Annotated in this window: 17 protein-coding genes and 2 tRNA genes; 11 read left to right on the top strand and 8 right to left on the bottom strand. The window is 40.3% G+C overall.

Annotated features, from left to right (window positions below; translation table 11 throughout):
- Position 1: 1 nt before the first annotated feature.
- Together porV and porU are read right to left on the bottom strand one after the other, a co-directional pair.
- Positions 2 to 1,174 (bottom strand): type IX secretion system outer membrane channel protein PorV, encoded by a 1,173-nt coding sequence (gene porV, locus EV194_RS03995; protein ID WP_132432378.1) that lies wholly within the window; start codon positions 1,172 to 1,174, stop codon positions 2 to 4.
- A 63-nt stretch (positions 1,175 to 1,237) separates the two neighbouring features.
- Positions 1,238 to 5,023 carry a type IX secretion system sortase PorU gene (porU, locus tag EV194_RS03990; RefSeq protein ID WP_132432377.1) on the bottom strand — a complete coding sequence of 1,262 codons (3,786 nt, stop codon included), beginning with the start codon at positions 5,021 to 5,023 and terminating at the stop codon, positions 1,238 to 1,240.
- Between the two features lie 562 nt (positions 5,024 to 5,585).
- On the opposite strand from porU, the gene gldJ reads away from it, so the two are divergent.
- Positions 5,586 to 7,079, top strand: coding sequence for a gliding motility lipoprotein GldJ (gldJ, locus tag EV194_RS03985; protein WP_132432376.1), 1,494 nt, complete (start codon positions 5,586 to 5,588; stop codon positions 7,077 to 7,079).
- Between the two features lie 80 nt (positions 7,080 to 7,159).
- A complete protein-coding gene (locus EV194_RS03980; protein WP_132432375.1) occupies positions 7,160 to 8,461 on the top strand; it encodes a UDP-N-acetylmuramoyl-tripeptide--D-alanyl-D-alanine ligase in 1,302 nt (433 codons plus the stop codon).
- Here EV194_RS03980 and EV194_RS03975 read toward each other — a convergent pair.
- The 4 genes from EV194_RS03975 to EV194_RS03960 are packed head-to-tail and all read right to left on the bottom strand — an operon-like array spanning position 8,458 to position 12,542.
- Positions 8,458 to 9,495, bottom strand: a complete 1,038-nt coding sequence (locus EV194_RS03975; RefSeq protein WP_132432373.1) for a glycosyltransferase family 2 protein — start codon at positions 9,493 to 9,495, stop codon at positions 8,458 to 8,460. The two genes, EV194_RS03980 and EV194_RS03975, sit on opposite strands and share 4 nt — an antisense overlap.
- A 23-nt stretch (positions 9,496 to 9,518) precedes the next feature.
- Positions 9,519 to 10,409, bottom strand: coding sequence for a lysophospholipid acyltransferase family protein (locus tag EV194_RS03970; RefSeq protein WP_243699322.1), 891 nt, complete (start codon positions 10,407 to 10,409; stop codon positions 9,519 to 9,521).
- Between the two features lie 4 nt (positions 10,410 to 10,413).
- Positions 10,414 to 11,202 (bottom strand): inositol monophosphatase family protein, encoded by a 789-nt coding sequence (locus EV194_RS03965; RefSeq protein ID WP_243699321.1) that lies wholly within the window; start codon positions 11,200 to 11,202, stop codon positions 10,414 to 10,416.
- Positions 11,202 to 12,542 (bottom strand): PhoH family protein, encoded by a 1,341-nt coding sequence (locus EV194_RS03960; protein WP_132432369.1) that lies wholly within the window; start codon positions 12,540 to 12,542, stop codon positions 11,202 to 11,204. Before EV194_RS03960 ends, EV194_RS03965 begins: the two co-directional genes overlap by 1 nt.
- Before the next feature lie 99 nt (positions 12,543 to 12,641).
- On the opposite strand from EV194_RS03960, the gene EV194_RS03955 reads away from it, so the two are divergent.
- The 4 genes from EV194_RS03955 (at position 12,642) to EV194_RS03940 (ending at position 14,964) form a co-directional block, all read left to right on the top strand.
- The gene (locus EV194_RS03955; protein ID WP_132432367.1) at positions 12,642 to 13,928 is read left to right on the top strand and encodes a bifunctional folylpolyglutamate synthase/dihydrofolate synthase; all 1,287 of its coding nucleotides are present in this window, start codon (positions 12,642 to 12,644) and stop codon (positions 13,926 to 13,928) included.
- Between the two features lie 70 nt (positions 13,929 to 13,998).
- A tRNA-Val gene (locus EV194_RS03950) sits at positions 13,999 to 14,073 on the top strand.
- 17 nt (positions 14,074 to 14,090) lie between these two features.
- Positions 14,091 to 14,165: transfer RNA gene (locus EV194_RS03945), tRNA-Val, on the top strand.
- 148 nt (positions 14,166 to 14,313) lie between these two features.
- Entirely contained in the window at positions 14,314 to 14,964 is a 651-nt protein-coding gene (locus EV194_RS03940; protein ID WP_132432365.1) for a redox-sensing transcriptional repressor Rex, read from the top strand.
- Between the two features lie 12 nt (positions 14,965 to 14,976).
- Here EV194_RS03940 and EV194_RS03935 read toward each other — a convergent pair whose 3' ends face one another.
- Both EV194_RS03935 and EV194_RS03930 read right to left on the bottom strand, forming a co-directional pair.
- Positions 14,977 to 16,338 (bottom strand): sensor histidine kinase, encoded by a 1,362-nt coding sequence (locus tag EV194_RS03935; protein ID WP_132432363.1) that lies wholly within the window; start codon positions 16,336 to 16,338, stop codon positions 14,977 to 14,979.
- On the bottom strand, positions 16,328 to 17,704 hold the full coding sequence (locus EV194_RS03930) for a sigma-54-dependent transcriptional regulator (protein ID WP_132432361.1): 1,377 nt from the start codon (positions 17,702 to 17,704) through the stop codon (positions 16,328 to 16,330). Before EV194_RS03930 ends, EV194_RS03935 begins: the two co-directional genes overlap by 11 nt.
- Before the next feature lie 345 nt (positions 17,705 to 18,049).
- On the opposite strand from EV194_RS03930, the gene EV194_RS03925 reads away from it, so the two are divergent.
- From EV194_RS03925 to EV194_RS03905, 5 genes are all read left to right on the top strand, one after another.
- Positions 18,050 to 18,733 carry an ABC transporter ATP-binding protein gene (locus EV194_RS03925; protein WP_132432359.1) on the top strand — a complete coding sequence of 228 codons (684 nt, stop codon included), beginning with the start codon at positions 18,050 to 18,052 and terminating at the stop codon, positions 18,731 to 18,733.
- A gap of 11 nt (positions 18,734 to 18,744) precedes the next feature.
- A complete protein-coding gene (locus EV194_RS03920) occupies positions 18,745 to 21,180 on the top strand; it encodes an ABC transporter permease (RefSeq protein ID WP_132432357.1) in 2,436 nt (811 codons plus the stop codon).
- A 343-nt stretch (positions 21,181 to 21,523) separates the two neighbouring features.
- Positions 21,524 to 24,562, top strand: a complete 3,039-nt coding sequence (secDF, locus tag EV194_RS03915) for a protein translocase subunit SecDF (protein ID WP_132432355.1) — start codon at positions 21,524 to 21,526, stop codon at positions 24,560 to 24,562.
- Between the two features lie 90 nt (positions 24,563 to 24,652).
- A complete protein-coding gene (locus tag EV194_RS03910; protein WP_132432353.1) occupies positions 24,653 to 25,129 on the top strand; it encodes a twin-arginine translocase TatA/TatE family subunit in 477 nt (158 codons plus the stop codon).
- Positions 25,130 to 25,275: 146 nt separating this feature from the next.
- A complete protein-coding gene (locus EV194_RS03905) occupies positions 25,276 to 26,208 on the top strand; it encodes a calcium/sodium antiporter (RefSeq protein WP_132432351.1) in 933 nt (310 codons plus the stop codon).
- Positions 26,209 to 26,283: the final 75 nt, after the last annotated feature.

Here is a 26,283-nt window from a genome sequence, read left to right as displayed (position 1 = left end):
TTTATCTTAATTGATCAATATCAATTCCCAATGAGAACCTAACTGTATTGGCCAATGGATTGTTCTGAACAACCGGAATAATGTATGAAGCATCCAGCGAAAGCATGTTAAACTTCAAGCCAATACCGGCAGTAAAGTGTTTACGGTTACCTTTATTTTCATGCTCATGAAAATAACCGGCACGTATGGCAAATTGCTGATCATACCAATACTCTAAACCAATGGCATAGGCAATCTCCTGCATCTCCTCCTTGAAACCACCCGGAGCATCAGTAAAAGACCGAAACATGGCACTGGTAACCGACATATCGTTAATTCGGAAATACTCTTCTCGCGTCATATCACCAGCAACGCCAGGTGTTGGAACCAACAACTTCATGGCATCAAAAGAGACATTTAAACTGTTAAATGCGTCCAGATCGGTAGATAAACCAACCCCCAACCTCAAATTAGTCGGGATAAACTGCCGTGTATCTCCACCATCATAGGATATTTTATTACCAATGTTTGAGATGTTGATGCCTGAGGTAAAAACAGAGTTATTTCCTATTAGCTCTGTTGGTGTTTGAAAATAAAATGCCAAATCGGCAGCAAAAGAGTTTCCTGCCTCCATATTTTCAACCATGCCTCCGTAAAGATCCGAACGTATGTAACGGAAGGCTACCGCACCTGAGAATCTTTCTGACAACAGACGACTATACGCAACATCAATGGCAAATTCGTTTGGTTTTACATGGTAACCATCCTGTCCTGTATCGGTAATAAAAATCTCCCCAAGGGTAAAATATCTGAGCGATGCACTCACCACTTGTAGCTCATCAATGCGTGTATATCCGGTCAGATAATACATATTAATATCACTGACCAATTTTCTCAACCATGGAGTATAAGACATGGCCGCTCCCTGGTTACCACTGATAAAAGCAAATTGCGCCGGATTGACATGCTGAGCATGAACACTGGGAGTTGAGGCCACACCGGCATTTCCCATGGCTCCCGCTCGTGAATCTGGTGTAATACCCAAAAAAGGAACTGCAGTGCTGATAATGTTTACCTGACCTCCCAACTCATTTAAGTCTATTTCTCGTTGTGCCACACCTGCTGTTGCTAACACACACGAAATAAACACCATGATACCAACCCTTCGAAGAAAAAATTTAATTTGTGTTGTCATTATTTTTATTGATTTTACTTTTTAACTAGTATCTGTCTATTAAACTGCAATATTCTGGATTTATTATGGCTTCACCAAAATTTTCTCGACAATCTGAGATTCCTTACCACCACTGGTGCTGATATGGAATCTGATATAATAGAGTCCGGGTCTTCTTATACCAAGGGAGCCCAAAGCGACTGGCACAGGACTCACATAATTACCTTCGGCAACAACATCTACCCGATACTTCCCAACAGTTCTGCCATCGGAAGAGATGACATCCAAATTGACATTCAATCTGGAGTTGGGTTCATCCAAACCAAAACTAAAATAACCAGTGGTATTGCCCGATGCCGGATTTGGATACCATTTAAAATCTCTTATCGTTAAGTCCTTTCCACGACCAACAGTAAATTCCAACACCTCTGTTGTGGAGTTGTTATAGGTGTCCCAAACTCTTAGCGATATTTCATGTTTCCCAGGTTCCAGTTCTGGTAATTGATATACAATAGTACCTTCCTGATAAGTATCGGGTTTAGCCTGAAAGTAACTGTTCAATACAATTGGCTCATTCCGGTTTCCATTTATTATTAAAACAATATCATGCCCGATTCCCGCCCCGGATGTATTAATTCCAGATTCATCAAATATATCTGCATAAAGCATAGGTCGGGAATTAGTAACATCTCCTGATCTGAATCCTGCATGATTAAGATACATATTCACCTGAGGCCCGTCATTATCTTCGGGTGCATCTACATTAAATCCCCCAACGACAATATTTTCGTAAGCACCAAATGCTGTGCCATACTGTTCCGAGCGTGCATAATAGCTAATCTTCCCAAAACCGTAATTGTATCTGATATCAAATGGAACTACAAATTCTATATCAAAAGAACCAGTTTCTACAGTCGCTTTCCCCCTAAACAGAATACTTGAAAAACTCTTGAACTCGAATGGAGTTGCACCAGCGTTTCCTAGCGTCTTAACCTCCAATGGCTTATCAAAAACCACAACATCCACCTCCCCGTTAAAGTTCTCCATAAAATTACCTTGCTTATCTGTAATCCTTCCTTCAAGATGCACTTTTGAAAGTGCTTGGATGGTGTCTGCGATGGCATCAATGGACCTACCATTGATTGCAATAGTATTAACTGAATGTTCCGGATAAATCAATTTCAGCGCAGGATCGCCCAATAATGTAAAGTTAAGCTTATTTACACTGCTTCCGGCTCCGTTCTTTGTATTTCTGATAATGTCCCCGAAAGCCGGCTTTGAACCATCATTGTTTCTATAAAAAACATAATTAAAGAACGAATTATTAAGCTGGAAGTTAAGACTTGAAAAAACCACCCGGGTTGTCGTTAATAATCCTATGCCTCCTCCCGAGGAGTTTAAAAACACCCGCTCTCCTGCTGACACACTGCTATGATCGTCAAATCGGCCAAATTCACAGGTAGCTGTTACAAATAATGGCAAGCGACGAATATTTGTCCAGTTATTGATGCTTGCGGTTGTGATCACCCTTTCTTCAGTAAGACCACCCGGCCCTCCATGACCAACAAAATTAAATAAAATCGTACCTTCCGAAATTGTACGGTTTACCAAGTCCTCTGCCTCTGGCACTCTTCGACCTGCAGATGATGATGTATGAGGATAATTGTCAAGGTAGATTTTACGAACATCAAATTCAGCGTGATTTCTCAAAACCCGTTCAGCAAGAAAGTCGGCATCTCTCTGATGGATGTTAAAATCGCCATCATCGGCTAAAAAGGTTACCAATTTACGCCATTCACCTGGATCTTGTTCTTCAAAATAACGACGAACCTTGGTTACTGCCACTTGCGCATCTACTTCATTATTTACGGGGAAACGTCCAATCCCTATATCCAAACGGTCAAATCGGTCATCAGATCCTTCATTTTGCCCCAAAAAACCAAAGTAATCATCAGTTACATAAGTATTAGTCTGATGGGTAGAATTTGCTGACTGATAAGTAACTATCCCCCGCTCTAAACCGGCAGTCTTTGAACGGTTATCGTATGAACCATTACCAAATAACAACAAATACTTTGGAGCAATCTTTTGGTCACCATTGGCTCGGTAAAAAAGCATCCTCATCAGTGATCTTATAGCTGTTGGGTCCTGATGTCCCCAGGAAAACTCATTATAAACCTGACTTACCGGAACAACCACTGGTGCCAAATCATTGTGCTGTTGATGTAACGCTGCTAACTGATGTGCATAAGTTTCAAACTCGTCTGCTACTACAATGACATAATCAGCTTGTTGAAGTGCATGTAAATTTTGATTTGGGACTTGCCCAACTCTATTCGGAACAGGAAACTGACCTGATGGGTCGAAAGCAACATATTCACGATTAATTTCAGCATCTGCGACAAATTCAAGGTTTCCTCCCGCCAATTGAGTTTGCATTTTCTGTGGGGAAATGATATCGGTTACATCCCAAACAACATGATTGGAATTACCATTTTGAATTCTGAAGCGCAATACCCGGTCAGATCCAGATGATTTCTTGTCCCTAAAATGCAATTGGCCTCCCTGCATACTTAATGCACTACGTGCATTAATCGTTATATAATCCAGGTAACCCTCTGCACGATTATGGGTTTCATTAAACTCAATTTTCACATCTAACTTCTCCTGATCATCTTGAAACTCAACCACTCCGGAAGCCTCATGTGCGAATGGCCCGTCATTTGAGAAGATTGAAACAGGAGGAATCGAGAAATTCAGCAAAGCGGATGAATTATTTACAGATACACGAAATGAATGCATATTTGGTGATCGTCCAACAACATTGATATCCATTTTCACCGGAGCAGAGACATCCCGCCCATGGAAATCGAATGAAACAGTCCTGCTTCGAACACCGGTACCTTCAAATTTCTCACCAAACCATTTACGACCAGATTTCAATATATTATGATTTTCTAGTTCATGGTATTTCCGTTCATCGAATGTTGTGATTGTATGCGTTGGTGTACGGGTTTCAACCTCCATCATAGGGATTGACTTGGGAGGAGAGTCTTTTTCAGTTAAAAAATAAAAAGCAAAATTTGACCAATAATGCAATTGTTGAGTAAACATCTGCTTGTTATAATCCCACCTCCAGGAAACCGGACCATGTGCATAAAAATATATTGCATTGTTATGATGAAGAATCCCAACTTCAGGTAAATCATCAGGTCGTGCATTGGCATTGATACGCGGAACCATCTGTCCCCCATAACCATATACCGCAACATTTTGTGGATTACTAAAGCCCCACGACGTTAAGGTTGAATAAGGAATGCGGTAAATTCCTGTTTCTGAAACAGAAATTTTTTGCCAAAACCCAGAAGACAACACCGAATTAGACTTAAATAAAGAAGTAGAAGCTTTTAAATCTACACTTTGTAGAGCCTCAACAGAAGACGTTTGAAACTCAATTAACGCAGTAAAACCTGATACAAGTGAGATCTCGTTATCCGCGAGGTGGAAAGGAATTATTTCAATTTCGAGATATGTATTCATGCGGATAGAAACGACCATACTTCGAAGCTCTGGTAAAGCGTTTCGATACTCCGCTAAATGTGAAAACCCGGAATCTCCCGGCAACAGTTGCAAATCTTGTATTTGAACATTGATAGATGAGGGATCTGTTTCATTTGGCAGAGGAACCCGAAATCTGTAAACAGGAACACCACCATCTTCCCAATGACCGTCATCTTCAAAAGGCAATATCTCATTTATAGTATATTCTCCCCAAATTATTTGCTTACTAACTTCTAAACTATGCTTATGGGCATATAATGAAGATATTGCAAATAAAAACAATACTGAAAAAAAACCTATCCTTTGCATCTAATAATATAAGATATACTTAATAAAAAACCTGATATCAGGTTAAACGTAAAAAATCAAAAGTTGTTTCTATAAAGGATCTCAATAATAAATCGATACCACCTCGCATCTTCGATCAATAAACCGCGAATAAACCGAAGTAAAACTAATAAAATGTAAAACTATAACGGCTCTTTTTTAAATTAATTGTACTATAATGACAGTATTGAACATTCAAATAAATAAAGTCCATCTCCTCAAAAAAATAAAAAAGGATAACTTATATAACAATTTTAAAAATACATCGTTCTAATATTTACAATTTCTTTTTTTTAGAGTTTTTTTAAATCATACATTATTAAATTCAAACCAAAGATAGAACGACATCTCAAACCATTGAATTATTGAAGTCATTCATTAACTTTGAACAGAATTAAGAAAAAAAATAAAATTAGTATCCGATTAGGTATAACCTTTTTTTACTTTTGCAGTATAAAGCAAAAGATAAATATGGCAACAACCCTAAATTTTCACCATATTTGTAGATTAATAAAATAAAAATCAGAACTCAATAAAATAAGCTATGAGATTTAGAGCCAGTTCTTTACTAGCCGTTTTCGCCTCAATTCTGATCCTTGCATCATGCGGAAGAGGAGGCCGAGACGTTTCTTCAACCACAGGTTGGGCATACAACAATCCCGATTATGGTGGGTTCGAGTATCGTTCAGGTTATGAACAGGAAACCGGACCAGGACTTGTTTTTATAGAAGGTGGAACCTTTATAATGGGACAAGTTGATGAAGATGTAATGCGTGAATGGAACAACGTTCCAAGAAGAGTTACAGTACCATCTTTCTACATGGATGAGACAGAGGTAAGAAACGTAGACTACAGAGAATACCTGTATTGGGTTCAGCGAGTGTTCACTGATTATCCCGAAGTATATCGCAGAGCTCTTCCTGACACTTTGGTTTGGAGAAGACCTTTGGCTTATAACGAACCTTTGGTGGAGAACTATTTCCGTCACCCGGCGTACAGCGAGTATCCCGTTGTAGGTGTAAACTGGTTACAGGCAAATGATTACTGCGCTTGGCGTACCGATCGTGTAAACGAAAAGATACTTATTGACAGAGGCATCCTTGAACTGGATGTAAACCAGCAGAATGAAAACAACTTCAATACCGAAGCTTACCTTCTTGGGCAATATGATGGTATAGAAGGACGCCGCCCAATGCGGGATCTGGATCCTAATCGCGATACCAGAAGAGTAAGGTCTGATGATGGGATTTTATTACCACGCTACCGTCTTCCGACAGAAGCTGAGTGGGAATACGCAGCATTAGGACTTGTAGGTAACTCTTACCAGGAAAGATTAACACATCGTCGCATTTATCCATGGGATGGACACATTGTAAGAAATCCAGACAGAAGAGATCGCGGACAAATGATGGCTAACTTCGTACGTGGAAGAGGTGACTACATGGGTATGGCCGGATCACTTAATGATGGTGGTGACATTACTGTTCCAGTAAGATCATATTGGCCAAACGACTATGGTCTCTACAACATGGCTGGTAATGTTAACGAATGGGTTGCGGATGTATATCGCCCATTATCACATCAGGATGTTGAGGAATTCAGCCCATTCCGTGGTAACATCTTCCAAACAAAAGTTCTGGATGAAGAAGGTATGGTGGTAGATAAAGATGAATTCGGGCGTATTCGTTATCGCGAAGAATCAGACGAAGACATTCTTGACAGACATAATTACAGAATTTCTGATAACAGAAACTTTGCTGACGGGGATCCTATTTCAAACATTGCTCCCGGTGAAGGATGGACTGAATCAGAGCACAACTCATCTACCATGTACGACGGAACTCCTGGTACTGCTTTAAGTATTGGAATCAGCGACCGTTCAAGAGTATACAAAGGTGGTGGATGGCGTGACCGTGCATACTGGCTAAGCCCCGGCACCCGTCGTTTCCTTGACGAACGCGAAGCTCGTGACGACTTAGGCTTCCGCTGCGCCATGACACGCGTGGGTGCTCCAGAAGCATCAGGCAGAAGAAGGTAATTAACAGTAGCTACAAAGATTTTTAAAGGCTGGTTGTAAAACCAGCCTTTTTTTATGCATTTTTGTATAAAATTAATGCCATGGAACTTAATCAAATTTACGACTCATATCTCAAGTCAGGAATCGTCACAACTGACAGCAGAACCTGTTTTGCCGGAGCAATTTATTTTGCACTAAAAGGAGAACGCTTTGACGGAAATAACTACGCCCTGGAAGCTTTAAAAAAAGGTTGTTCCCTGGCAGTTGTAGACGACGTCAGTTTGAAAAATGAGCCCCATTGTATTTGGGTGCCGGACGCACTTAAGACGCTGCAACAACTGGCAACTCATCATCGGCATCAGACACAGGTAAAAGTGATAGGAATAACCGGTTCCAATGGAAAAACTACCACTAAAGAACTCATTGCCGAGGTTCTTAAAACCAGTTTTTCAACTTGGTTTACTCAAGGCAATTTAAATAATCACATAGGAGTGCCTCTAACATTACTTTCCATGCCACCCGGAACCCAAATAGCAGTAGTGGAAATGGGAGCCAACCACATAGGAGAAATTGCCCAACTTTGTGACATTGCCCAACCCGACATGGGACTGATCACCAATGTAGGGAAAGCCCACATCGAAGGATTTGGATCCTTTGAAGGCGTCAAAAAAGCCAAAGGAGAACTCTATAACCATCTTAAGACACAGGGAAATGAAATATTCATAAATGGGGATAATCACCACCTAAAAGAGATGATCGGAGATTATAACGGAACGATATTCAGGTATGGGAACGATGATAATTATAAAGTAACCGGTCGCAACGTTAAAACCGATCCCTTCTTAAGTTTTGAATGGAAATCAGAAAATCAGGAATGGGAAAAAGTGTCAACACAATTAACTGGTGCCTATAATTATGAAAATGTTTTAGTTGCCATTACCATAGGACTTCATTTTGGGATTAGTGCTAAAGAAATAAATAAAGCCATAAACAATTATCAACCGGTTAACCACCGTTCACAAATTATAAAAACAGAACACAACACCGTTATTCTTGATGCATACAATGCCAATCCTTCAAGTATGGAAGCCGCACTAAGTAACTTTGCCGACATGAAAGGAGACAATAAGATCCTTATACTTGGCGGAATGAAAGAACTTGGAAAGGAGTGCCAAAAAGAACACCAAGAACTGGTAGAAAAGGCATTAAAAGTCCAACCAAAAACATGCTTTTTGGTTGGAGCCGAGTTTCAGAATACCTCAACCGGGGCTGAAAGCATCAATTATTTTGAAAAAAGCGAAGATTTAAGAGAACATCTGGTTAGTAACCGGATAGTAAACGCAACCATTTTGCTTAAAGGTAGTCGGGCAAACAAATTGGAAGAACTGCTGGACCTTCTCTAAAAATTACGAAAATTAAGGCTGTGAAAATATTTTTTCCTGCGAAGGAAAAAATCCCACACAATCGAACCATGATAGATTTCCGGATGATCAATCTTTTTTACCCCTTGCTTTAATTTGGAGTTAACGGTTTTAAATTTGCCATAGTTTTTCAAAAAATCCTGATGAGCCCGAAAAACAGCTGATGCATTTCTTGTCTCTCCTTTTACCAAAAAATGAATAAATGCCAGGCCATCCATTAAAATTCGAAAAGAAATAGTCAATAATGAACGCCTGTGGAGGTTTTTCCGCATCATATAAAGATTGTTGCGAAAATTCAGGTAAGTTTTATTTGGATTTTGATAGCTTAAAGTTCCTCCTCCCAGGTGAAACACCTCGCTTTCCGGCACATAAAAAATATGGTAACCCATATTTTTCACCCTCCAACACCAGTCCACTTCCTCCATGTGTGCAAAAAATGCTTCGTCTAAACCACCTGTTTCCAAAAAAAGCTTTCGATTAACCATCAATGCTGCACCACTTCCCCAAAAAACCGTACCCGGTTTTTTGTATTGACCGGAATCCTTTTCAGCTACATCAAAAAGCCGTCCCCTACAGAAAGTATACCCCAACACATCTATAAATCCACCGGCCGCGCCTGCATACTCAAAATAATCAGGGCTACGAACATCCTTGATGGCAGGCACACAAGCTGCAACATCTGTATTTTCATTCATGGTTTTAAGCAAAGGTGGCAGCCAACCTTTTCCAGGTGCCACGTCAGAATTGAGCAACACCGCAAATTCACTTTCTAAACGTGACAATGCCTCATTGTAACCACCTGCAAATCCAAGATTATCTCCCAATTCCAGAACCTTCACTTCCGGATGATGTTGCCTGACCCAGGCAACCGAATCATCTGCAGATCCATTATCGGCCAACACTATTTCAACAGCATCGCAGGGTGCACTGTTCATAATTACTTTGGGAATAAACTCCTCCAGCAACGAACGCGTATTCCAATTTAGTATAACAACAGAGAGTTCCGGTTTATGCATTTCTTATTATTTTCAGGCAATGGTTATTCCTTTCCAGGAAACAGATGCTGATATTTCCATCGTTTATGTGACCAAAGCCAGTGCTCAGGTTTGGATACTATCAACTTTTCCAGTAACCTCAGATGCCATTCGGTAATATCATAATCGGCTGAATCCTTAACATTCCCCTCGTATGGAATAAAAGTGATTTTATATTGCCCTCTTTTCTCTTTCTCCATCTGCCAGAAAAAGAGTTGAGAATCGGTCAACTTAGCCAATTTTTCGGGTCCAAGTATTACAGGTGTGTTTTGATTTAAAAAACGAGTCCAATATTGCAACTCCCTCTTTCCGGGGCTTTGATCAGAAATTAGCCCCAAAATAAAACGTTGGTTACTTCTTTTATATCGAACAATTTCCCTGCTGGTGTTTTTCTTCGGAATATTAACAGATCCGAAACGGCTTCGCAACATCAGCATATACTTATCCATCATCGGATTTTTTAGCGGGCGATATACTGAAACGCCTAAAGCGTTCAGCCTGTCGGAGACAGAAGGAACCCACTCCCAGTTGCCGTAGTGACCAGTTACCGCTATCACATCCTGTCCTTTTTCAAGTACAGCATTAACATCTTCAGGATTTACCACCCGCACCCTTTTACGGATTCTGGAAACATTTGATTTCTGCATAGCAATTGTTTCAACAAAAATATCGCAGAAATGCCGGTAAAAGGAATATCTGATTTTCCTGATTTCACTGTTGCTTTTCTCAGGAAACGAATTCCTCAGATTGGTTTCAATCACCTTTTTGCGATAACCCACCAATAAAACAACGATGTAAAAAAAGTCAGAGAACCTGTATAAAATCCAGAATGGCATATTCCCTGCCAGCCATAAAAACGGATAAGAGAGATAAAATCCTATGTAGTTTAACATCATCAACTCAGATTAAATAGCCCGAAACAACCTTTAAGAACTCTTCAAAAATAGATTTGTTGGTGGCTATAATTTCACGGCCATAAAGATAGTCATTCCCACCAGAAAAGTCAGAAACTTTTCCACCGGCTCTATCAAGAATGAATGAACCCGCTGCCACATCCCACGGTTTAAGGCCATATTCATAAAATCCGTCAAACCTACCACAAGCAACATATACCAAATCAACGGCAGCCGATCCCATGCGCCTTACGCCTCGGCAATTGTTCATCAAAAAACGCAACGAGTCCATGTAATTATCCATGCGGGAAAAATTAGTGTATGGAAACCCTGTTGCCACAAGAGCATCTGAAACCATTTCTGTTTTTGAAACGGAAATCACTTGCCCGTTAAGCATGGCGGAACCATTTTTCCAGGCATAAAAACACTCGTCAAGACCAGGCTCATAAACAACACCAATGACCAATTCCTCTCCCTCCATAAGCGCAATACTTACACTAAAAGGGGATAATCCGTGAATAAAATTGGTTGTTCCGTCAATGGGATCAATGACCCAATTAAATCTGCCAGAAGTGCCTTTTCCGGTTCCTTCCTCAGCAATAAAGCCTGAATCAGGTAATATTTCCGACAAAGCATCTACAATTCGTACTTCAGCCTCTTTATCGAATCGGGTTACAAAATCATTTTTTCCTTTACGCTCCAAATCAGGCGCCGAGCGGGCTCTTTCCTCTTTTAAATAGCTGCCGGTTTGACGAGCCAAATTAACCACCTGTATGCAAATCCCTTGATAATCCATTATAATAAATCTGATGCCAATTCTGCAAGATAACTTCTCTCTCCTTTAATCAAATTAACATGGGCAAAAAGATCCTGTCCTTTCATCTTGTCGGTGAGATAGGCAAGCCCATTGGATTGCATATCCAGATATGGAGAGTCAATCTGATGTATATCACCCGTAAAAATCATTTTAGTTCCTTCTCCTGCACGTGTAATAATGGTTTTAACCTCATGCGGAGTAAGGTTTTGTGCTTCATCCACAATAAAATAGACGTCCGACAAACTCCGTCCCCTAATGTAAGCCAGTGGCGTAATAATCAACTCCTCCCTCTTTTGCATCTCTTCAATGGCCGCAAGTTCGCGGCTTTGTCCGCTGAACCGGTTTTTTATCACTGACAGGTTATCAAAAAGCGGCAGCATATAAGGTCCAATTTTTTCATTGACATCACCCGGAAGGAACCCCAGGTCACGATTGGACAGCGGAACAATTGGCCGAGCAAGAAGAATCTGCTTATACATTTTATGTTGCTGCAACGCTGCGGCCAATGCCAGAAGTGTTTTCCCCGTTCCGGCTTTCCCGGTTAAAGAAACCAGACGGATTTCGGGGTTCAGCAAAGCATTGAGTGAAAATGCCTGCTCTGCGTTTCTGGGTTCGATACCATATGCTCCATGCTTTTCTACCCTCCTAATTGAGTTACTGAATGGATCAAACCAGGCCAACACACTTTGGCTGCTGTTTCTAAGAACAAAATATTGATTTGCCGGCGTAGCCTCTTCATCCATGGGAAAAGACTCACGGGGAACGGTTCCCTTTTGATACAACTGATCAATGATAGATGCATCAAAATTATCATGGGTCTCTACCCCTTTGTGAAGAATTTCGATGTTCTTTACTTTATCGGTCTCGTAATCCTCAGCTTTAAGGCCGAGAGATTTAGCCTTCATTCGCAAATTGATATCTTTTGAAATTAGAATCACGGTACGTTTTTCAAATTTCTCGGCCACGTGTAAGGCTATAGCCAATATGCGATGATCGGGTGTTCTATCCGAAAATGAGTCCTCCAGAATTTGAGGAAAAGGCTTGCCTGTTGCGATAAACAATCTTCCTTTATCAACACCTAAGGAGACTCCGTCGCTGAACAACTTTTCTCCCGATAATTTATCCATGATTCTCACAAACTCCCGTGCCTGAAAATTGATTTGATCATTCCCTTTTTTGAATTTATCCAACTCTTCCAAAACCACAATTGGAAGAATTACATCATTGTCCTCAAAATTATAAAGGCATTTATGATCATGCAGCAACACATTGGTATCGAGAATGAAAATTTTCGAAGATTGTTTTTTCTTAGCAGCCATAAAGTGTATTTTAAAGATTATCGATAATTTCGAATATCATAAATATATCAAAATCCGTGCTTATTTCGCACTTTTGCATTGCTATAATCACCAAAAACCATGAATTATTCTGAAGCCATACAGTTTCTTTTTGATCAACTACCAATGTTTCAAAGAAGTGGAGCCGTTGCATACAAAAACAATCTTGACAACACCCATTACCTTGATCGCTGGTTTAATCATCCTCACAAACAATTTAAGAGCATTCACATAGCCGGCACCAATGGCAAAGGGTCAGTTTCGCACATGCTGGCATCTGTTTTTCAGGAAGCCGGTTATAAAACCGGCTTATACACCTCTCCTCATTTAAAGGATTTCAGAGAAAGAATCAGGATAAACGGAGATATGATTTCTGAAGAGATGGTTACTAAATTCGTTATCAAAAACAAACAAATCATTGAAGAGATATCTCCATCATTTTTTGAAATGACGGTGGCCATGGCATTTCAATATTTTGCTCTTGAAAATGTGGAGATGGCAATAGTTGAGACAGGTATGGGAGGTCGACTTGATTCAACCAACATCATTACTCCCCAATGTTCGGTAATTACCAATATTGGGATGGATCACATGCAGTTCTTAGGAAACGATATTCCTTCCATTGCAAAAGAAAAGGCAGGGATAATTAAAGAAGGGGTTCCGGTGGTTATTGGAAGAAAGCAAACTGAAACAACGGCTGTTTTTTGCAAAACAGCCGAAGAAAAAAATACAAAGACCATTTATGCAGAAGATCTTTTTGAAGTAATCCTTAAATCAAAAGAAACAAACTACCTGCTAACGGACATCACTTTTCAAGACCAGAAATGGCTGTCGGACATCAAACTTCCTTTAGCGGGTCACTATCAACTGGAAAATTTACGCACCGTTGCTGCCACCATTCATTCCATGAAGATGAATGGTTTTCATCTAAGCTCAGAAGATGTAAAAAGAGGAATTGAGAAAACCATCACGAACACCGGATTAATGGGACGATGGCAAACATTAAACACTTCTCCCCTAACAATTTGCGACACCGGTCACAATGCTGATGGAATTTCACAAATATTGCATCAGATTGCAGAGACCCCACACAACCATTTACATATGGTAATTGGCATGGTTAACGATAAAGATGTTGATGGCATTCTGAGAATGCTACCAAAAAATGCCTCATATTATTTTACCCGGGCAGAAATACCGAGGAGTTTACCTTCAGAACAGCTAAAAGAAAAAGCGATAAAACATGGTTTGTTGGGGAATTGTTATGATAGCGTACAAAAAGCATTGAATGAAGCTAAAAAAAATGCTTCCGATAACGATCTGATTTTCATTGGCGGAAGCACTTTTATTGTGGCAGAGGTGGTTTAATTTCAAAAAAAGTTTGGCTGTTGAGTAAAACTCTTCTATATTTGCATCGCTTTTGGCAAAACAGTAATTGGGGCGCTTAGCTCAGTTGGTTCAGAGCATCTGGTTTACACCCAGAGGGTCAGCGGTTCGAATCCGTTAGCGCCCACATCCCAATAAATTATCGGGCACTTAGCTCAGTTGGTTCAGAGCATCTGGTTTACACCCAGAGGGTCAGCGGTTCGAATCCGTTAGTGCCCACAAAAAAAAGACCACCAAAGGTGGTCTTTTTTTTTCCATCTAACAGATATTAAACGATTTTAATTTAGACACAGTCTAATAATATAAAAGTTTCTGAATTGAAAATCTTCCTTAAATTTGTATTTGCGACACCTAAATTCAAACTGTAATGGAAACAGGCAGTATTAAAAAGAAGAACTACGCAGTGCCCGAACCGGCACTTCGCAGAATGCCCTGTTATCTGGCCTACTTAAAGCTTGAGCACAGAAAAGGTAGCCAGTATGTTTCCTCTACATTAATTGCGCGTGATAATGGTGTTGATCCCACCCAGGTAACAAAAGACCTCTCATATACAGGAATATCCGGCAAAACCCGCGTTGGTTATGAAGTTGAACCCCTTATTGATGCGCTGGAGGATTTCCTGGGATTCAGAGAAATGGATGAAGCCTATCTGTTTGGCGCAGGAAGCCTTGGTACAGCATTGCTTCACGACCACGGACTGGTGCAGTATGGATTGAAAATATCCACAGCATTTGATGTGGATCCCAATGTAATTGGGAAAAAAATTGGAGAAGTTCAAATCCATCACATCGATGAATTTATTCAACGAAAAGGTCATGGAGTACGAATTGGCATACTTACCGTTCCGGCTCAAAATGCACAGGAAGCAGCCCAAATGATGATTGAAAATGGCATTCAGGCCATTTGGAATTTTACGCCTGTTAGAATTGTTGTGCCTGAACATATCGTAGTACAAAACACCTCGCTTTACGCTCATTTAGCCGTGATGTTTAACCGGCTAAACAGCGCTCCCGAATAAAAGTCTTTCAAACTAGAACGTTAATGTAAAATTGGTTTCAGTATCTGGAACGGAAAATGCATTGATACTACCTGAATGCAGTCGTAAAATCTGTCGTGACAAACTCAGACCGATACCCGAGCCATTTGTTTTGGTTGAAAAAAACGGAATAAAGATTTTATCAAGCACCTCAGGTAAAATTCCGGGGCCATTGTCAATCACCTGAATGGTGATTCTTCCGCGTTTATTCAGAAAAGCTTTTAAGTTAATACGTCCGTCCGGCTTCCCTGTTAAAGCTTGTATCGAGTTGGTCATTAAATTAATCAAAACCTGCTCAATTAACTTTTCATCTGCCGACAATTCAAGAGATGGAGGCAAAACAGATATATTACAGATGATTCCTTTCTCTGTCATCTCCTGGCGATGCAGTTCATATACATTTTGCAACAGCTGTTCCACCGGGAAAATAGAAAAACTGGGATTCGGAATCTTTGTTAAGTTTCGATAAGTATTCACAAAATGGATAAGCCCCTCGGTTCTTTTTTGGATGGTAGCCAATGCGCTTTGAATCTCACGAAGATTTTCAACCTCTTCAGTGCATTCATTTTTACTGTCAATGGTTTCAATGATATCGTTCATCAAAAGATGAACAGTAGAGGAGAGTGATGAGATGGGTGTTATTGAATTCATGATTTCATGAGTCAAAACCCTTATCAGTTTCTGCCATGAATCCATCTCTTTCTCTTCCAATTCGTGCTGAATATTTTTTATGGATACCAGAATGATGTTGCGGTTGTGAATTTTGAATTCAGTCCCATAAATCGACAATTGCAAAATGTCGTCCTTTTCCCGTATTTTAACAAGAATGTTTTCTCCATGTTTAATGGTTAGCAGGTTTTGAACCAAATCGGGACTATAGTCCCGGAGAGCCTGAATATTTCTCAGGCTTCGAACCTGAAACAGCTTTTTGGTCGCATTGTTTATCAATTCCACAGAACCATCTTTCTGAAAAGCAATCAGTGCAATTCCAATATGTTGAATGACCGTTTGTAAATAATGATAACTCTCCTCCTTTTCAGCTCTTACAGATTGAAAATCTGAAATAACCTCATTAAAGGTTTTTTTTAACTGATCCAACGATGAATCATTATTTTCCACTTGAAAAGTTCTGGTAAAATCAGAATACCGGATTGATTGCAGAAAACTATTTAGCAAACGGTTGGTTTTATCTACAAAAATGAACAGAGAGACTATCTGAATAATAACCAACAAAGCAACCATTACCACAGTAATGGTTAGTTGTGTATTTAAAAACAGATACATAACTCCAAAAAGTGATACCGATAAAAGAAAGATTCTGACACCAAGAATCAGCCTGAAACGATTAAAGCCCATGTTTTTCCATTCTTCGGTAAAGAGAAGTGCGGGTTAATCCCAGATCAGAAGCGGCTTTGGAAATGTTGCCCCGGTTGTTTTTCAAAACCTTCTCTATAATCATCTTTTCAACCTCATCAAGATTGTAATTTTCCAACTCAACTCCATCTTTTGCTCCGGAATGATGACTTAACTGAAAATCATCAACAGTAAGAGTATCCGATTCACTCATGATGATGGTGCGTTCAATCACATGTTGAAATTCCCTCACATTCCCGGGCCACGGATAATCTGTTAGTTTTCGCAAAACTTGCTGGCTTGGCCGGGATATTTTTCTGTTGTATTTCTTATTGTAAATTTTAATGAAATGATCAGCCAAAAGAGGGAAATCTTCATGTCTTTCTCTGAGTGGAGGCAAGTCAACCTCCACCGTATTAATCCTATATAAAAGATCCTGTCTGAAACCACCTTCAACAGCCATCTGTTTAATTCCCATGTTGGTGGCACAAATCAAGCGTATATTTATTGGAATTGGCTTGTTGGCACCCACTCGGGTGACCTCTCTGCGTTCAAGAACAGTCAACAATTTGGCCTGCAGCGGTAGAGAGAGGTTCCCAATTTCATCAAGAAAGATCGTCCCGCCAGCTGCCAGTTCAAACCTTCCCGGTCTATCAGACTTGGCATCAGTAAAAGCACCTTTTACATGTCCAAAAAGTTCACTTTCAAACAAGGTGTCACTCAACGCACCCAAATCCACACTTATAAATGGTTCGTCAGCACGTTTGGATTGTCGGTGAAGCGCCCTGGCCACCAACTCCTTACCAGTACCATTCTCTCCCAAAATCAGCACATTGGCATCGGTACCCGCAACCTTTTTAATGGTGTTAAATACTTGTTGCATACCTGGTGATACACCAATAAAATCTGCAAAAGGCTGATCCATTATGGTATTGATCTCCTTCTGTCGTTCCCTCAGACTGCTTACTTCTTTACGAGATTCTCTTAACTTTATGGCCGACCAAATGGTTCCGAGTAATTTTTCATTTTGCCATGGTTTGATAATAAAATCGGTGGCTCCCGATTTTATGGCCTTAACGGATTTCTCTACATCTCCGTAAGCAGTAATAAACAACACCACGGCTCCTGGGTCTATTTCCAGAATACGTTTTAACCAGGAAAACCCTTCGTGACCACTGATGGCATCCTTATTGAAATTCATATCAAGTAATATGACATCATAATCGTCTTCTGCCATATGCTGGGGAATCCTCTCGGGATTAATTTCTGTTTGAATCAACTCACAATGAGGCTTTAGCAACATCTTTAACGCAAATAATATATCTGCATTATCGTCCACTGCAAGGATTTTCCCTTTTTTTGAGGTCATAGAGATTTCGCTTTAAAATAAGTCTGATGATTCTCAAAACTACAAAAAAATGTTCATCTTTGAAATCAGAACGTACGAAAACGAACAATTATATAAGCCAAATTTTAAACAGCTCAAGAATCCCAACCCTCAACACTAAGATTAATAGGCTAATAAGGCAGGTGGCACGGTTTCTGTTTTGAATACATTAGAGTTTAATATAATATTAATAATCTGTAAAGCACCAACTTATTGAATCTGACCCACAACACATTACGATACTTTGATTTTTAGCCCATAACTCAATTCGCACAAAAAAGCGTGCGATAACGGACATGTAGTGTACTAAAACGAACACTCAGAAAAATGATTTATACAAGAAACCTAAAAAAACTGTACAAGTCCAGAGAAGTGGAAACCATGGCACTCATCAATGTCAACATTGATATAGATGAAGGGGAGTTTGTTGCTGTGGCCGGCCCGGCCGGGAGTGGAAAATCTTCACTATTCAATATATTGGGACTTCTCGACACACCCGATAGTGGTGAAGTTTTTTTTATGGGCAAAGAGTGCAGCAGAATAAGCCAAAATAAACGAATCAGCTTAAGACGTGGCAACATTGGTTACATGTTTAAGGATTTCAATTTGGTTGACGAACTATCAGTATATAATAACATTGAACTACCATTGCTTTACTTGCCATATTCCCGAAAAGAGCGTCAGAAGATGGTTAGTGAGATACTTTACAAATTTAAACTAGATCATAAACGAAATAATTACCCTGAAGAACTAACCAGACTGCAGCAACAAACCGTCGGTTTAGCCAGGGCAACAGTGTACAACCCCAAGCTCATACTGGCTGATGAGCCCGCAGGAAGTCTGGACTCAACTGGTGGAGGAATGATCTTTGAACTTATTTCTTCAGTCAACGAAGCAGGAACCACAGTAATATTTTTCACCAATTCAATATCCGAAGCGCAAAGAGCTAGTCGCATCATCAGACTTTTTGATGGACATATTGTAACCGAAGCCATACAAAAAGAGATATAGGAAAAGACATTATGCAAATCAGCAACTTCATAAAAACCCTTTTTAGGAATATACTCCTACACCGTGGGCTTTCGCTCCTCACACTTCTGGGGCTTTCGCTTGGTATAGCAATGGGGCTGCTGGTTCTTATCTATGTCTATTTTGAGTCAAACTACGACAGATTCATCCCCCATTCCGAAAGCATATACAGGCTAAACAGTTACGGCAAAATTGGAGAAGACACCATCCACAGTGCTTTAACACCCATCCCTCTTGCTTTGGAATCCAAAAGGACAGAAGGAGTTAGAAGCGCTACCAGACTGATGCCCGGGCTGAGCAGGGTAATCGAAAGTAAGCATTTCAGATCACTTGAGTCCAATTTTTTCTATGCAGACTCCAATTTTTTCGAGGTTTTTGATCTGCCATTTTTAATGGGGAGCAAAGAGGATTTCAGGAACGATGCAAATGCTGCAATCATTACGGTTTCAGCTTCACAACGATTATTTGGATATCGAAACCCAATAGGTGAAAGACTTAAACTGGACAACGAAATTGATTATACCATAAAAGCGGTCGTAGAAGACATCCCTGTCAATTCACATCTTCGTTTTGACATACTAGGAAACTGGGCTGCGGTTGAAAGAACCATAAGGCAGGACACATTGAGTCAACAAAGAACGATGGACAGAAATTGGCTCTACCTTAACAGTTATTCCTATTACCTTCTGGAAGATGGATTTACCAACGAGGATGTTTTCGCTAGGCTGGCGTATCAGGCCATGAAAAAAGTGAACATCCAGATAGAAGAAGCCTTTGGAAGTGATCCACCGGGTTCAGGAAGCGTTCAGTTAAATTTCGGATCCATCTCCATACATGATATAAACCTCTATTCGGATGTTAATAATGAACTGAAGGACGGTTCAAATCCAATTTATATTAAAGCCTTTACCGGGATAGCATTTTTTATCCTCATTGTTACGGCCATCAATTTCATGAACCTTACCACTGCCCGTTCATCCAGAAGGTTTAAGGAGGTTGCTGTGCGAAAGGTGTTTTTTGCCCGTCGCAAGGATGTTATTGTTCAATTTCTGACTGAAGCCATAGTATACTCATTCATGGCACTCTTTTTGGCTTTGGTTTTGGTTGAATTATTTCTCCCCGCCTTCAACACCCTTTTCAACATAAACATGAGCACCAGAGGCTTTATTCAGCGACCTGATTTACTCTGGCTTATAATCATAACACTTATTACAGGTATGATGGCCGGAAGCTATCCGGCACTATTTTATAGCGGCTTAAACCCAATTTCCATTATCAAAGGATCAAGCAAAATAAAAAAAGCCGGGATCTTGGTGCGCGGATTTCTGGTAACAGCACAGGTCGCATTATCAATATTACTGATCTCTCTGACCCTTGTAATGTATGGACAACTCAGTTTTCTAAAAAACGCAGACCATGGATTCAGCACTAAAAACACAATTGTAATAGAACGAGGTGTATCAACACCACAGGAACTTCGCGATTTTAAAAAGGAAATAATACGTACCGGTATAGTTCAGCAGGCAGGAATTGCACATTTCAGTCCGGGAGAGGATGGTAACATCATCTCATTCAGAAGCACCGACGAAGAAGAAAGAGTGATGTTGATGGCTACAAACTATGTTGATGACGGATTTTTCAAAGCAATTGGAGCGAAAACTGCTCTTGGTCGGCTATTTGAAGTCTCTGACACCAGTGATGTTACAAAAATCATCATCAATGAATCAGCCGCACGAATGATTCAATTCTGCCCCGAAAGCAATCATCAAATAGAACTTGTTGGAGGAAGATCCGATGATGAAACTCATGTGTATAACATCATAGGTGTTGTTCATGATATATACTTCGAAAATATGAAGAACCCTTCACGTCCTATGGTTTTTATTCAAAACCATAGGAATCAGGCTCCGGGTCATATTATTGCTCAGCTCTCAACCGTATCTCCCAAAGAGGAATTAATAAAAAAGCTCAACGCTATATGGGAGACAAAATTTGAAGGCAGCACCATGCAACATCATACATTACAAAAAGTGATTGACAATTTCTATTCAGAAGAAAAACGATTTGCAGGAATCGCATTTATGTTCTCCCTGCTGGCTTATCTTTTGTCAGTAATGAGTCAAATTGGTTTTGCTGCTTTTCTGTTATACTACCATCATAAAAATATACGACTAAAAACCATATTCACCGCCCCATATAAACGGATAATGATGGAGACTTTTTCATCTTTTGGCATATTTGTAGCACTCAGTTTACTCATTTCAATCCCTTTAAGCGTACATACTTCAAACATATGGCTTTCCGGTTTTTATAAATCCTTTAATCCTTCCTGGTGTTACTTTCTGATACCGGTTGTTCTTATCGCTTCTACATACATATTAATAACTTATGTAGCCGGGAAACGGGAACTTAATAAAACATTTAAATAGTTGCGGAAATTTCTTTCCCAGCATAGAGTTCCTGTTTTGAAAACAAACAAAACCGGCTGCCGACTTTGAATCTGAATTGGTTTATTGCATAGTAAGTTTTGATATAGGTTAAAAACTGTTCTGAAAACAAAAATCAAATCAAAAGATAACAATGGGTTTTAGAAAAAAAATGAATATATTTGCGCGATTATAAGAACCTCATAAAAAAGGTGAAGTCAACAAATTTGACTTAAAAAGCATATTAAACATATGCATGAAAGCCAAACAGCACAGCACATTTACATGTATTAAGCATATTATAATAAAAGAAGTAAAGTAATTGAAAAGATAAAAGGGAAATCAAATGCAGAACAAAGGAGCAATAAGACTTTTTGCCATTTTATTGGCATTGGTGAGTTTATACCAGCTAATTTTCACGTACCATGCCCGCAAGGTTGAAAGGGATGCTACTGAATTTGCCATTAAAATGGCCGGCCCAGATGCCGATCAGGAAACCCTCCGTGGTTATGAAGTTCAATTTCTGGACTCAATGGCACACGAAGTTGTTTACAACTTCCTTTTTGGCCTGAGACAATACACATATCTGGAAACCAAAGCCAGAGAAATCAACTTTGGTCTTGACCTGAGAGGAGGTATGAACCTGATACTTGAAGTTCAGGTTGCCGACATCGTAGATGCTTTGTCAAACTACAATCAGGACGACAATTTCAGAAGCGCTCTGCAATTGGCAAGAGAGAGAGAGATGACTTCAACCCGTGATTTCATCACCTTGTTTGGGGAAGCTTTCGAAGAAGTGGCACCGGATGCCAGTCTGGCTGCTATCTTTAACACTGTGGAATTAAGAGATCGTGTAAGATACGACTCCTCAAATGACGAGGTTATCAGAGTTTTAAGAAGAGAATCAGAAGCTGCCATCAGTAATGCTTTCAACATCCTGCGTACACGTATTGACCGTTTTGGTGTTGTTCAGCCAAACGTACAACGCCTTCCACAAAGCCCAGGTCGTGTTTTGATTGAGCTACCTGGTGTAACCGAGCCTGAAAGGGTTCGTAACCTGTTGCGTGGAACTGCCAACCTTGAGTTCTGGGAAACTTTCGATAATCAGACCATTCAACCATACCTGATACAAGCCAACGAAATCATCACCCGTCGTGTTATGGCTCAACGCATGGATAGTGCGGTTGAGACCGAAACAACTGATGATGTTGATGTGATTGCAGACCAATTAGAAGGTGAAGACGATGAAACTTCGCTGTTAAGAGATCTTGATCTGGAGGATATTGACACCACAGATCAGGATTTAAGAACACTGTTCACCATATTGCAGCCGGTTGGAAGAGCTTCGGGTCCTGTAGTAGGTGTGGCCGCTTCACGTCACATGGCTCAAATAGATGAGTGGCTGCAATTAGAAGAAGTTCGTTCAGCACTACCTCGCGACCTAAAATTACTGTGGACTGTTAAACCGATTCCAAGAAATGATCTTCAGTTCTGGGTTCCCAACGCTGGTGATACCCGTGAACAGTTTTTCCAACTGGTGGCCATTCGTGCCAACACCATGGATGGAAGAGCTCCTCTTGAAGGAGATGTCATTACTAATGCCAGTGACCGTGTGACCCAAACGGGAGCATTCGAGGTTGCCATGTCAATGAATAGCGAAGGAGCCAGAACATGGGCTCGATTAACAAACGCAAACATTGGTAAATCCATTGCCATTGTTCTTGATGGGTATGTTTATAGTTTCCCCACAGTTCAAAATGAGATCAGAGGAGGGCAAAGTTCCATTACCGGAAACTTCAGTCCGGAAGAGGCAAAAGACCTTGCAAACATCCTCAGATCAGGATCCCTTCCGGCTCCGGCTCATATTGTAGAAGACCACGTAGTTGGACCATCTCTAGGAGCAGAGGCCGTTAGCGCAGGATTAAAATCATTCATTTGGGCATTTATTGTTGTGCTCATTTACATGATGATATACTACGGTTTTAAAGCTGGGGTTGTAGCCGATATTGCTTTGGTTTCGAACATGTTCTTCGTAATGGGAGTTCTGGCGGCATTTAATGCCGTACTGACACTACCCGGTATTGCAGGTATCGTTCTTACGATTGGTATGTCGGTAGATGCAAACGTTCTGATATACGAACGAATACGTGAAGAACTAAAAGCCGGTAAAGGACTGAGACTTGCCATCTCCGATGGTTATAAAAACGCATTCTCAGCCATCATTGATGCCAACGTAACAACATTCCTGACTGGTTTAATTCTGTTTATGTTTGGAACCGGACCGGTTAAAGGTTTTGCAACAACGCTGATGATTGGTATCGCCACCTCGTTCTTCTCAGCTGTGTTTATCACAAGACTGGTTTACGAATGGTTACTTGATAGCAAGGTTGACATTAAATTTGGATCCAAATTTACATCAAACCTGTTTAAGAACACAAAAATTGCATTCCTTGAAAAACGTAAAGTAGCATTCATTCTATCCGGAGCATTCTTTCTGATAGCAGTTGGTTCCCTTTCGGTACGAGGACTTCAACAGGGGATTGACTTCACCGGGGGTCGTACTTATCTGGTACGTTTCGCTGAAAACGTCAATTCTGTTGAAGTATTTTCTTCTGTCTCCGAAGCTTTTGAAGGCGCCAATACCGAGGTAAAAACTTTTGGAACCGCAAATCAGGTGCGAATTGCAACCAACTACCTGGTATTCGAAACTGATGAAGTTGCTGACTCTCGAGTTGAGGATCGTCTTTTTGCAGGTGTTCAACCATTTTTGCCATCAGGCACCACACAGGATACTTTTATGAGCGACTATGTGATGAGCTCCCAAAAAGTTGGCCCAACCATTGCTGCCGACATTAAAAGCAGAGCTGCTTATGCCGTTGTGTTTTCTCTTATTGTAATATTCTTATACATTCTATTGCGTTTCCGCACATGGCAGTTAGGAGTAGGAGCATTGGCCGCAGTTATTCATGATGTGATGTTTGTTCTTGGAATATTCTCCCTGTTCTACACCATTGCGCCTTTTGCTTTGGAAATTGACCAGGCATTTATTGCGGCCATCCTGACTGTAATCGGTTACTCCATTAACGATACCGTGGTTGTGTTTGACCGTATCCGGGAATACCGATTGCTATATCCAAAACGCAATTTAAGGGAGGTGTTTAACCTGGCAATTAACTCAACCATCAGCAGAACCATAAATACATCTATGACAACACTTGTGGTATTGTTGGTGATTTTTGTATTTGGAAGTGAAGTCATCAGAGGTTTCGTATTTGCTCTGATAGTAGGAGTATTGGTAGGTACATATTCATCTATTTTCGTGGCCTCTCCAATTGCTTACAACTTCATTAAACAGAAAGAGAAAGCTGAAGCAAAAAAAGCATAAGTTTAAAGTTCAATAAACTTTTACTCAAAACTAAAAAGGACTGCCACGAGCAGTCCTTTTTTTATATCTTTGCAGTAAATAATTACAAATATGACTATTTTTCTTTTTGGCATATCAATGGGAGAAGTTGTACTTCTCTTTCTGGTTGTACTGATGTTATTCGGGTCTAAAAAGATACCTGATCTGGCTCGCTCACTGGGCAAGGGAATGAATGAGTTCAGGAGGGCTGCTGACGATATCAAAAAAGAGTTTGAGGAAAGTACGACTGAAATCAAAGAAGAACTTGACGAAATTGAAGAAAACATACGTCAGAACAGCAAAGAGATACGCGACCTGGCAGACGATGTATACAGAGACGATTACGGAACTCATGACGATTCTGCTGTAAAAGACATATACGGGCTGGATAAACCTGAGCAATCCTACGAAGATGAAGTAAAAGATAGCGAGGAGTCTCTCAAAAACAATGAAATTACTGCAAATTGTAACGATTTGGAAATAGAAGATCAATTGGAGGAGAAGAATACGGATTCCGAAAACGAAGAAGAAAAACCTGAAAAGGAGTAAATGTTGCTCGTAATTAACAAACTGCTATTTAATCTGTATTATTGACATACGCCGACCTTCGTTTCATAAATCATCTATTTTCACAATTAATTAATAAAACAGGTTATAAAGACCGGCCATGGCCGGTTGTTTTTTAACACTACACAATGGCATACATTTGGCTAATTTTGGGGTTCACTCTCCTCTTCTATAGTGGCAATTGGTTGGTGAAAGGAAGCACACAGCTTTCGGCTCATTTTAAAATCAGCTCTCTGGTTATAGGACTTACCGTTGTTGCATTTGGGACATCAGCACCCGAGCTGTTTGTCAGCGTAAAAGCGGCATTCAGCGGCGTGCCTGATATTGCCATAGGTAACATTGTGGGATCAAACATCGCCAATATTGGGCTGGTACTCGGACTGGTTGCTATGGTTATGCCCATCGCTATAAAATCAAAGGCCATATTGTTCGACTGGGTCATCATGATCATTGCAACCCTCATGCTGATTCTCTTTTCAGCAAATGGAATAATTGGTTCCTGGGAAGGATTCGCTTTTCTTTCAGCACTTATCTTTTATCTGATTTGGTCGGTATGGCAATCCAGACGAAAAAGTAGAAAAGAAGCCCTAACCTACCCTACACCGGAAATTAAACTCCCAACTTCTATCTTCATTGTACTGGTATCATTTGTCGGACTCTATTTTGGGGCCGAATGGCTGGTAAAAGGAGCCACAGAACTTGCCAGAACATGGGGTGTCAGTGACAGGGTCATAGGCATATCTATTGTAGCATTTGGAACCAGCGTGCCGGAACTGGCCACCTCATTAGCAGCCATCGCTAAAAAAGAGAACGACATTTCCGTTGGAAACATCATTGGCTCCAACATCTTTAATATTTGGGCCGTATTGGGAGCGACTGCAGTAATTAAACCTCTTGGAATTGCAAATGTGGCCATGCTGAGAATTGACCTGTTATGGACCATACTTCTATCAGTTATGCTCCTCATCTTTATGATGCCATTAAAAAACGGAATCATTTCACGCTGGAAAGGGGTTTTATTGTTTCTGGTTTATATATACTATATTTACATATTGTTTTGATAAGAATAGAGCCGCTTTTCTGTTAAAAGACAACGTCCAAACACGTAACAACGTGTTTGTAAAAGCAGTTGATTC

Source organism: Natronoflexus pectinivorans (assembly GCF_004345615.1).
Taxonomy (GTDB): Bacteria; Bacteroidota; Bacteroidia; order Bacteroidales; family Marinilabiliaceae; genus Natronoflexus; species Natronoflexus pectinivorans.
Note: the sequence above shows the minus strand (reverse complement) of the source record. Positions and strands in the feature narration are given on the sequence as shown.

Coding starts and splice junctions, on each gene's coding strand:
- EV194_RS03910 (WP_132432353.1), top strand. CDS start 24,653: ATGACTATTTTTCTTTTTGGCATATCAATGGGAGAAGTTGTACTTCTC.
- EV194_RS03930 (WP_132432361.1), bottom strand. CDS start 17,704: ATGACCTCAAAAAAAGGGAAAATCCTTGCAGTGGACGATAATGCAGAT.
- EV194_RS03980 (WP_132432375.1), top strand. CDS start 7,160: ATGGAACTTAATCAAATTTACGACTCATATCTCAAGTCAGGAATCGTC.
- porU (WP_132432377.1), bottom strand. CDS start 5,023: ATGCAAAGGATAGGTTTTTTTTCAGTATTGTTTTTATTTGCAATATCT.
- porV (WP_132432378.1), bottom strand. CDS start 1,174: ATGACAACACAAATTAAATTTTTTCTTCGAAGGGTTGGTATCATGGTG.
- EV194_RS03940 (WP_132432365.1), top strand. CDS start 14,314: ATGGAAACAGGCAGTATTAAAAAGAAGAACTACGCAGTGCCCGAACCG.
- gldJ (WP_132432376.1), top strand. CDS start 5,586: ATGAGATTTAGAGCCAGTTCTTTACTAGCCGTTTTCGCCTCAATTCTG.
- EV194_RS03965 (WP_243699321.1), bottom strand. CDS start 11,202: ATGGATTATCAAGGGATTTGCATACAGGTGGTTAATTTGGCTCGTCAA.
- EV194_RS03975 (WP_132432373.1), bottom strand. CDS start 9,495: ATGCATAAACCGGAACTCTCTGTTGTTATACTAAATTGGAATACGCGT.
- secDF (WP_132432355.1), top strand. CDS start 21,524: ATGCAGAACAAAGGAGCAATAAGACTTTTTGCCATTTTATTGGCATTG.
- EV194_RS03960 (WP_132432369.1), bottom strand. CDS start 12,542: ATGGCTGCTAAGAAAAAACAATCTTCGAAAATTTTCATTCTCGATACC.
- EV194_RS03935 (WP_132432363.1), bottom strand. CDS start 16,338: ATGGGCTTTAATCGTTTCAGGCTGATTCTTGGTGTCAGAATCTTTCTT.
- EV194_RS03905 (WP_132432351.1), top strand. CDS start 25,276: ATGGCATACATTTGGCTAATTTTGGGGTTCACTCTCCTCTTCTATAGT.
- EV194_RS03920 (WP_132432357.1), top strand. CDS start 18,745: ATGCAAATCAGCAACTTCATAAAAACCCTTTTTAGGAATATACTCCTA.
- EV194_RS03925 (WP_132432359.1), top strand. CDS start 18,050: ATGATTTATACAAGAAACCTAAAAAAACTGTACAAGTCCAGAGAAGTG.
- EV194_RS03955 (WP_132432367.1), top strand. CDS start 12,642: ATGAATTATTCTGAAGCCATACAGTTTCTTTTTGATCAACTACCAATG.
- EV194_RS03970 (WP_243699322.1), bottom strand. CDS start 10,409: ATGATGTTAAACTACATAGGATTTTATCTCTCTTATCCGTTTTTATGG.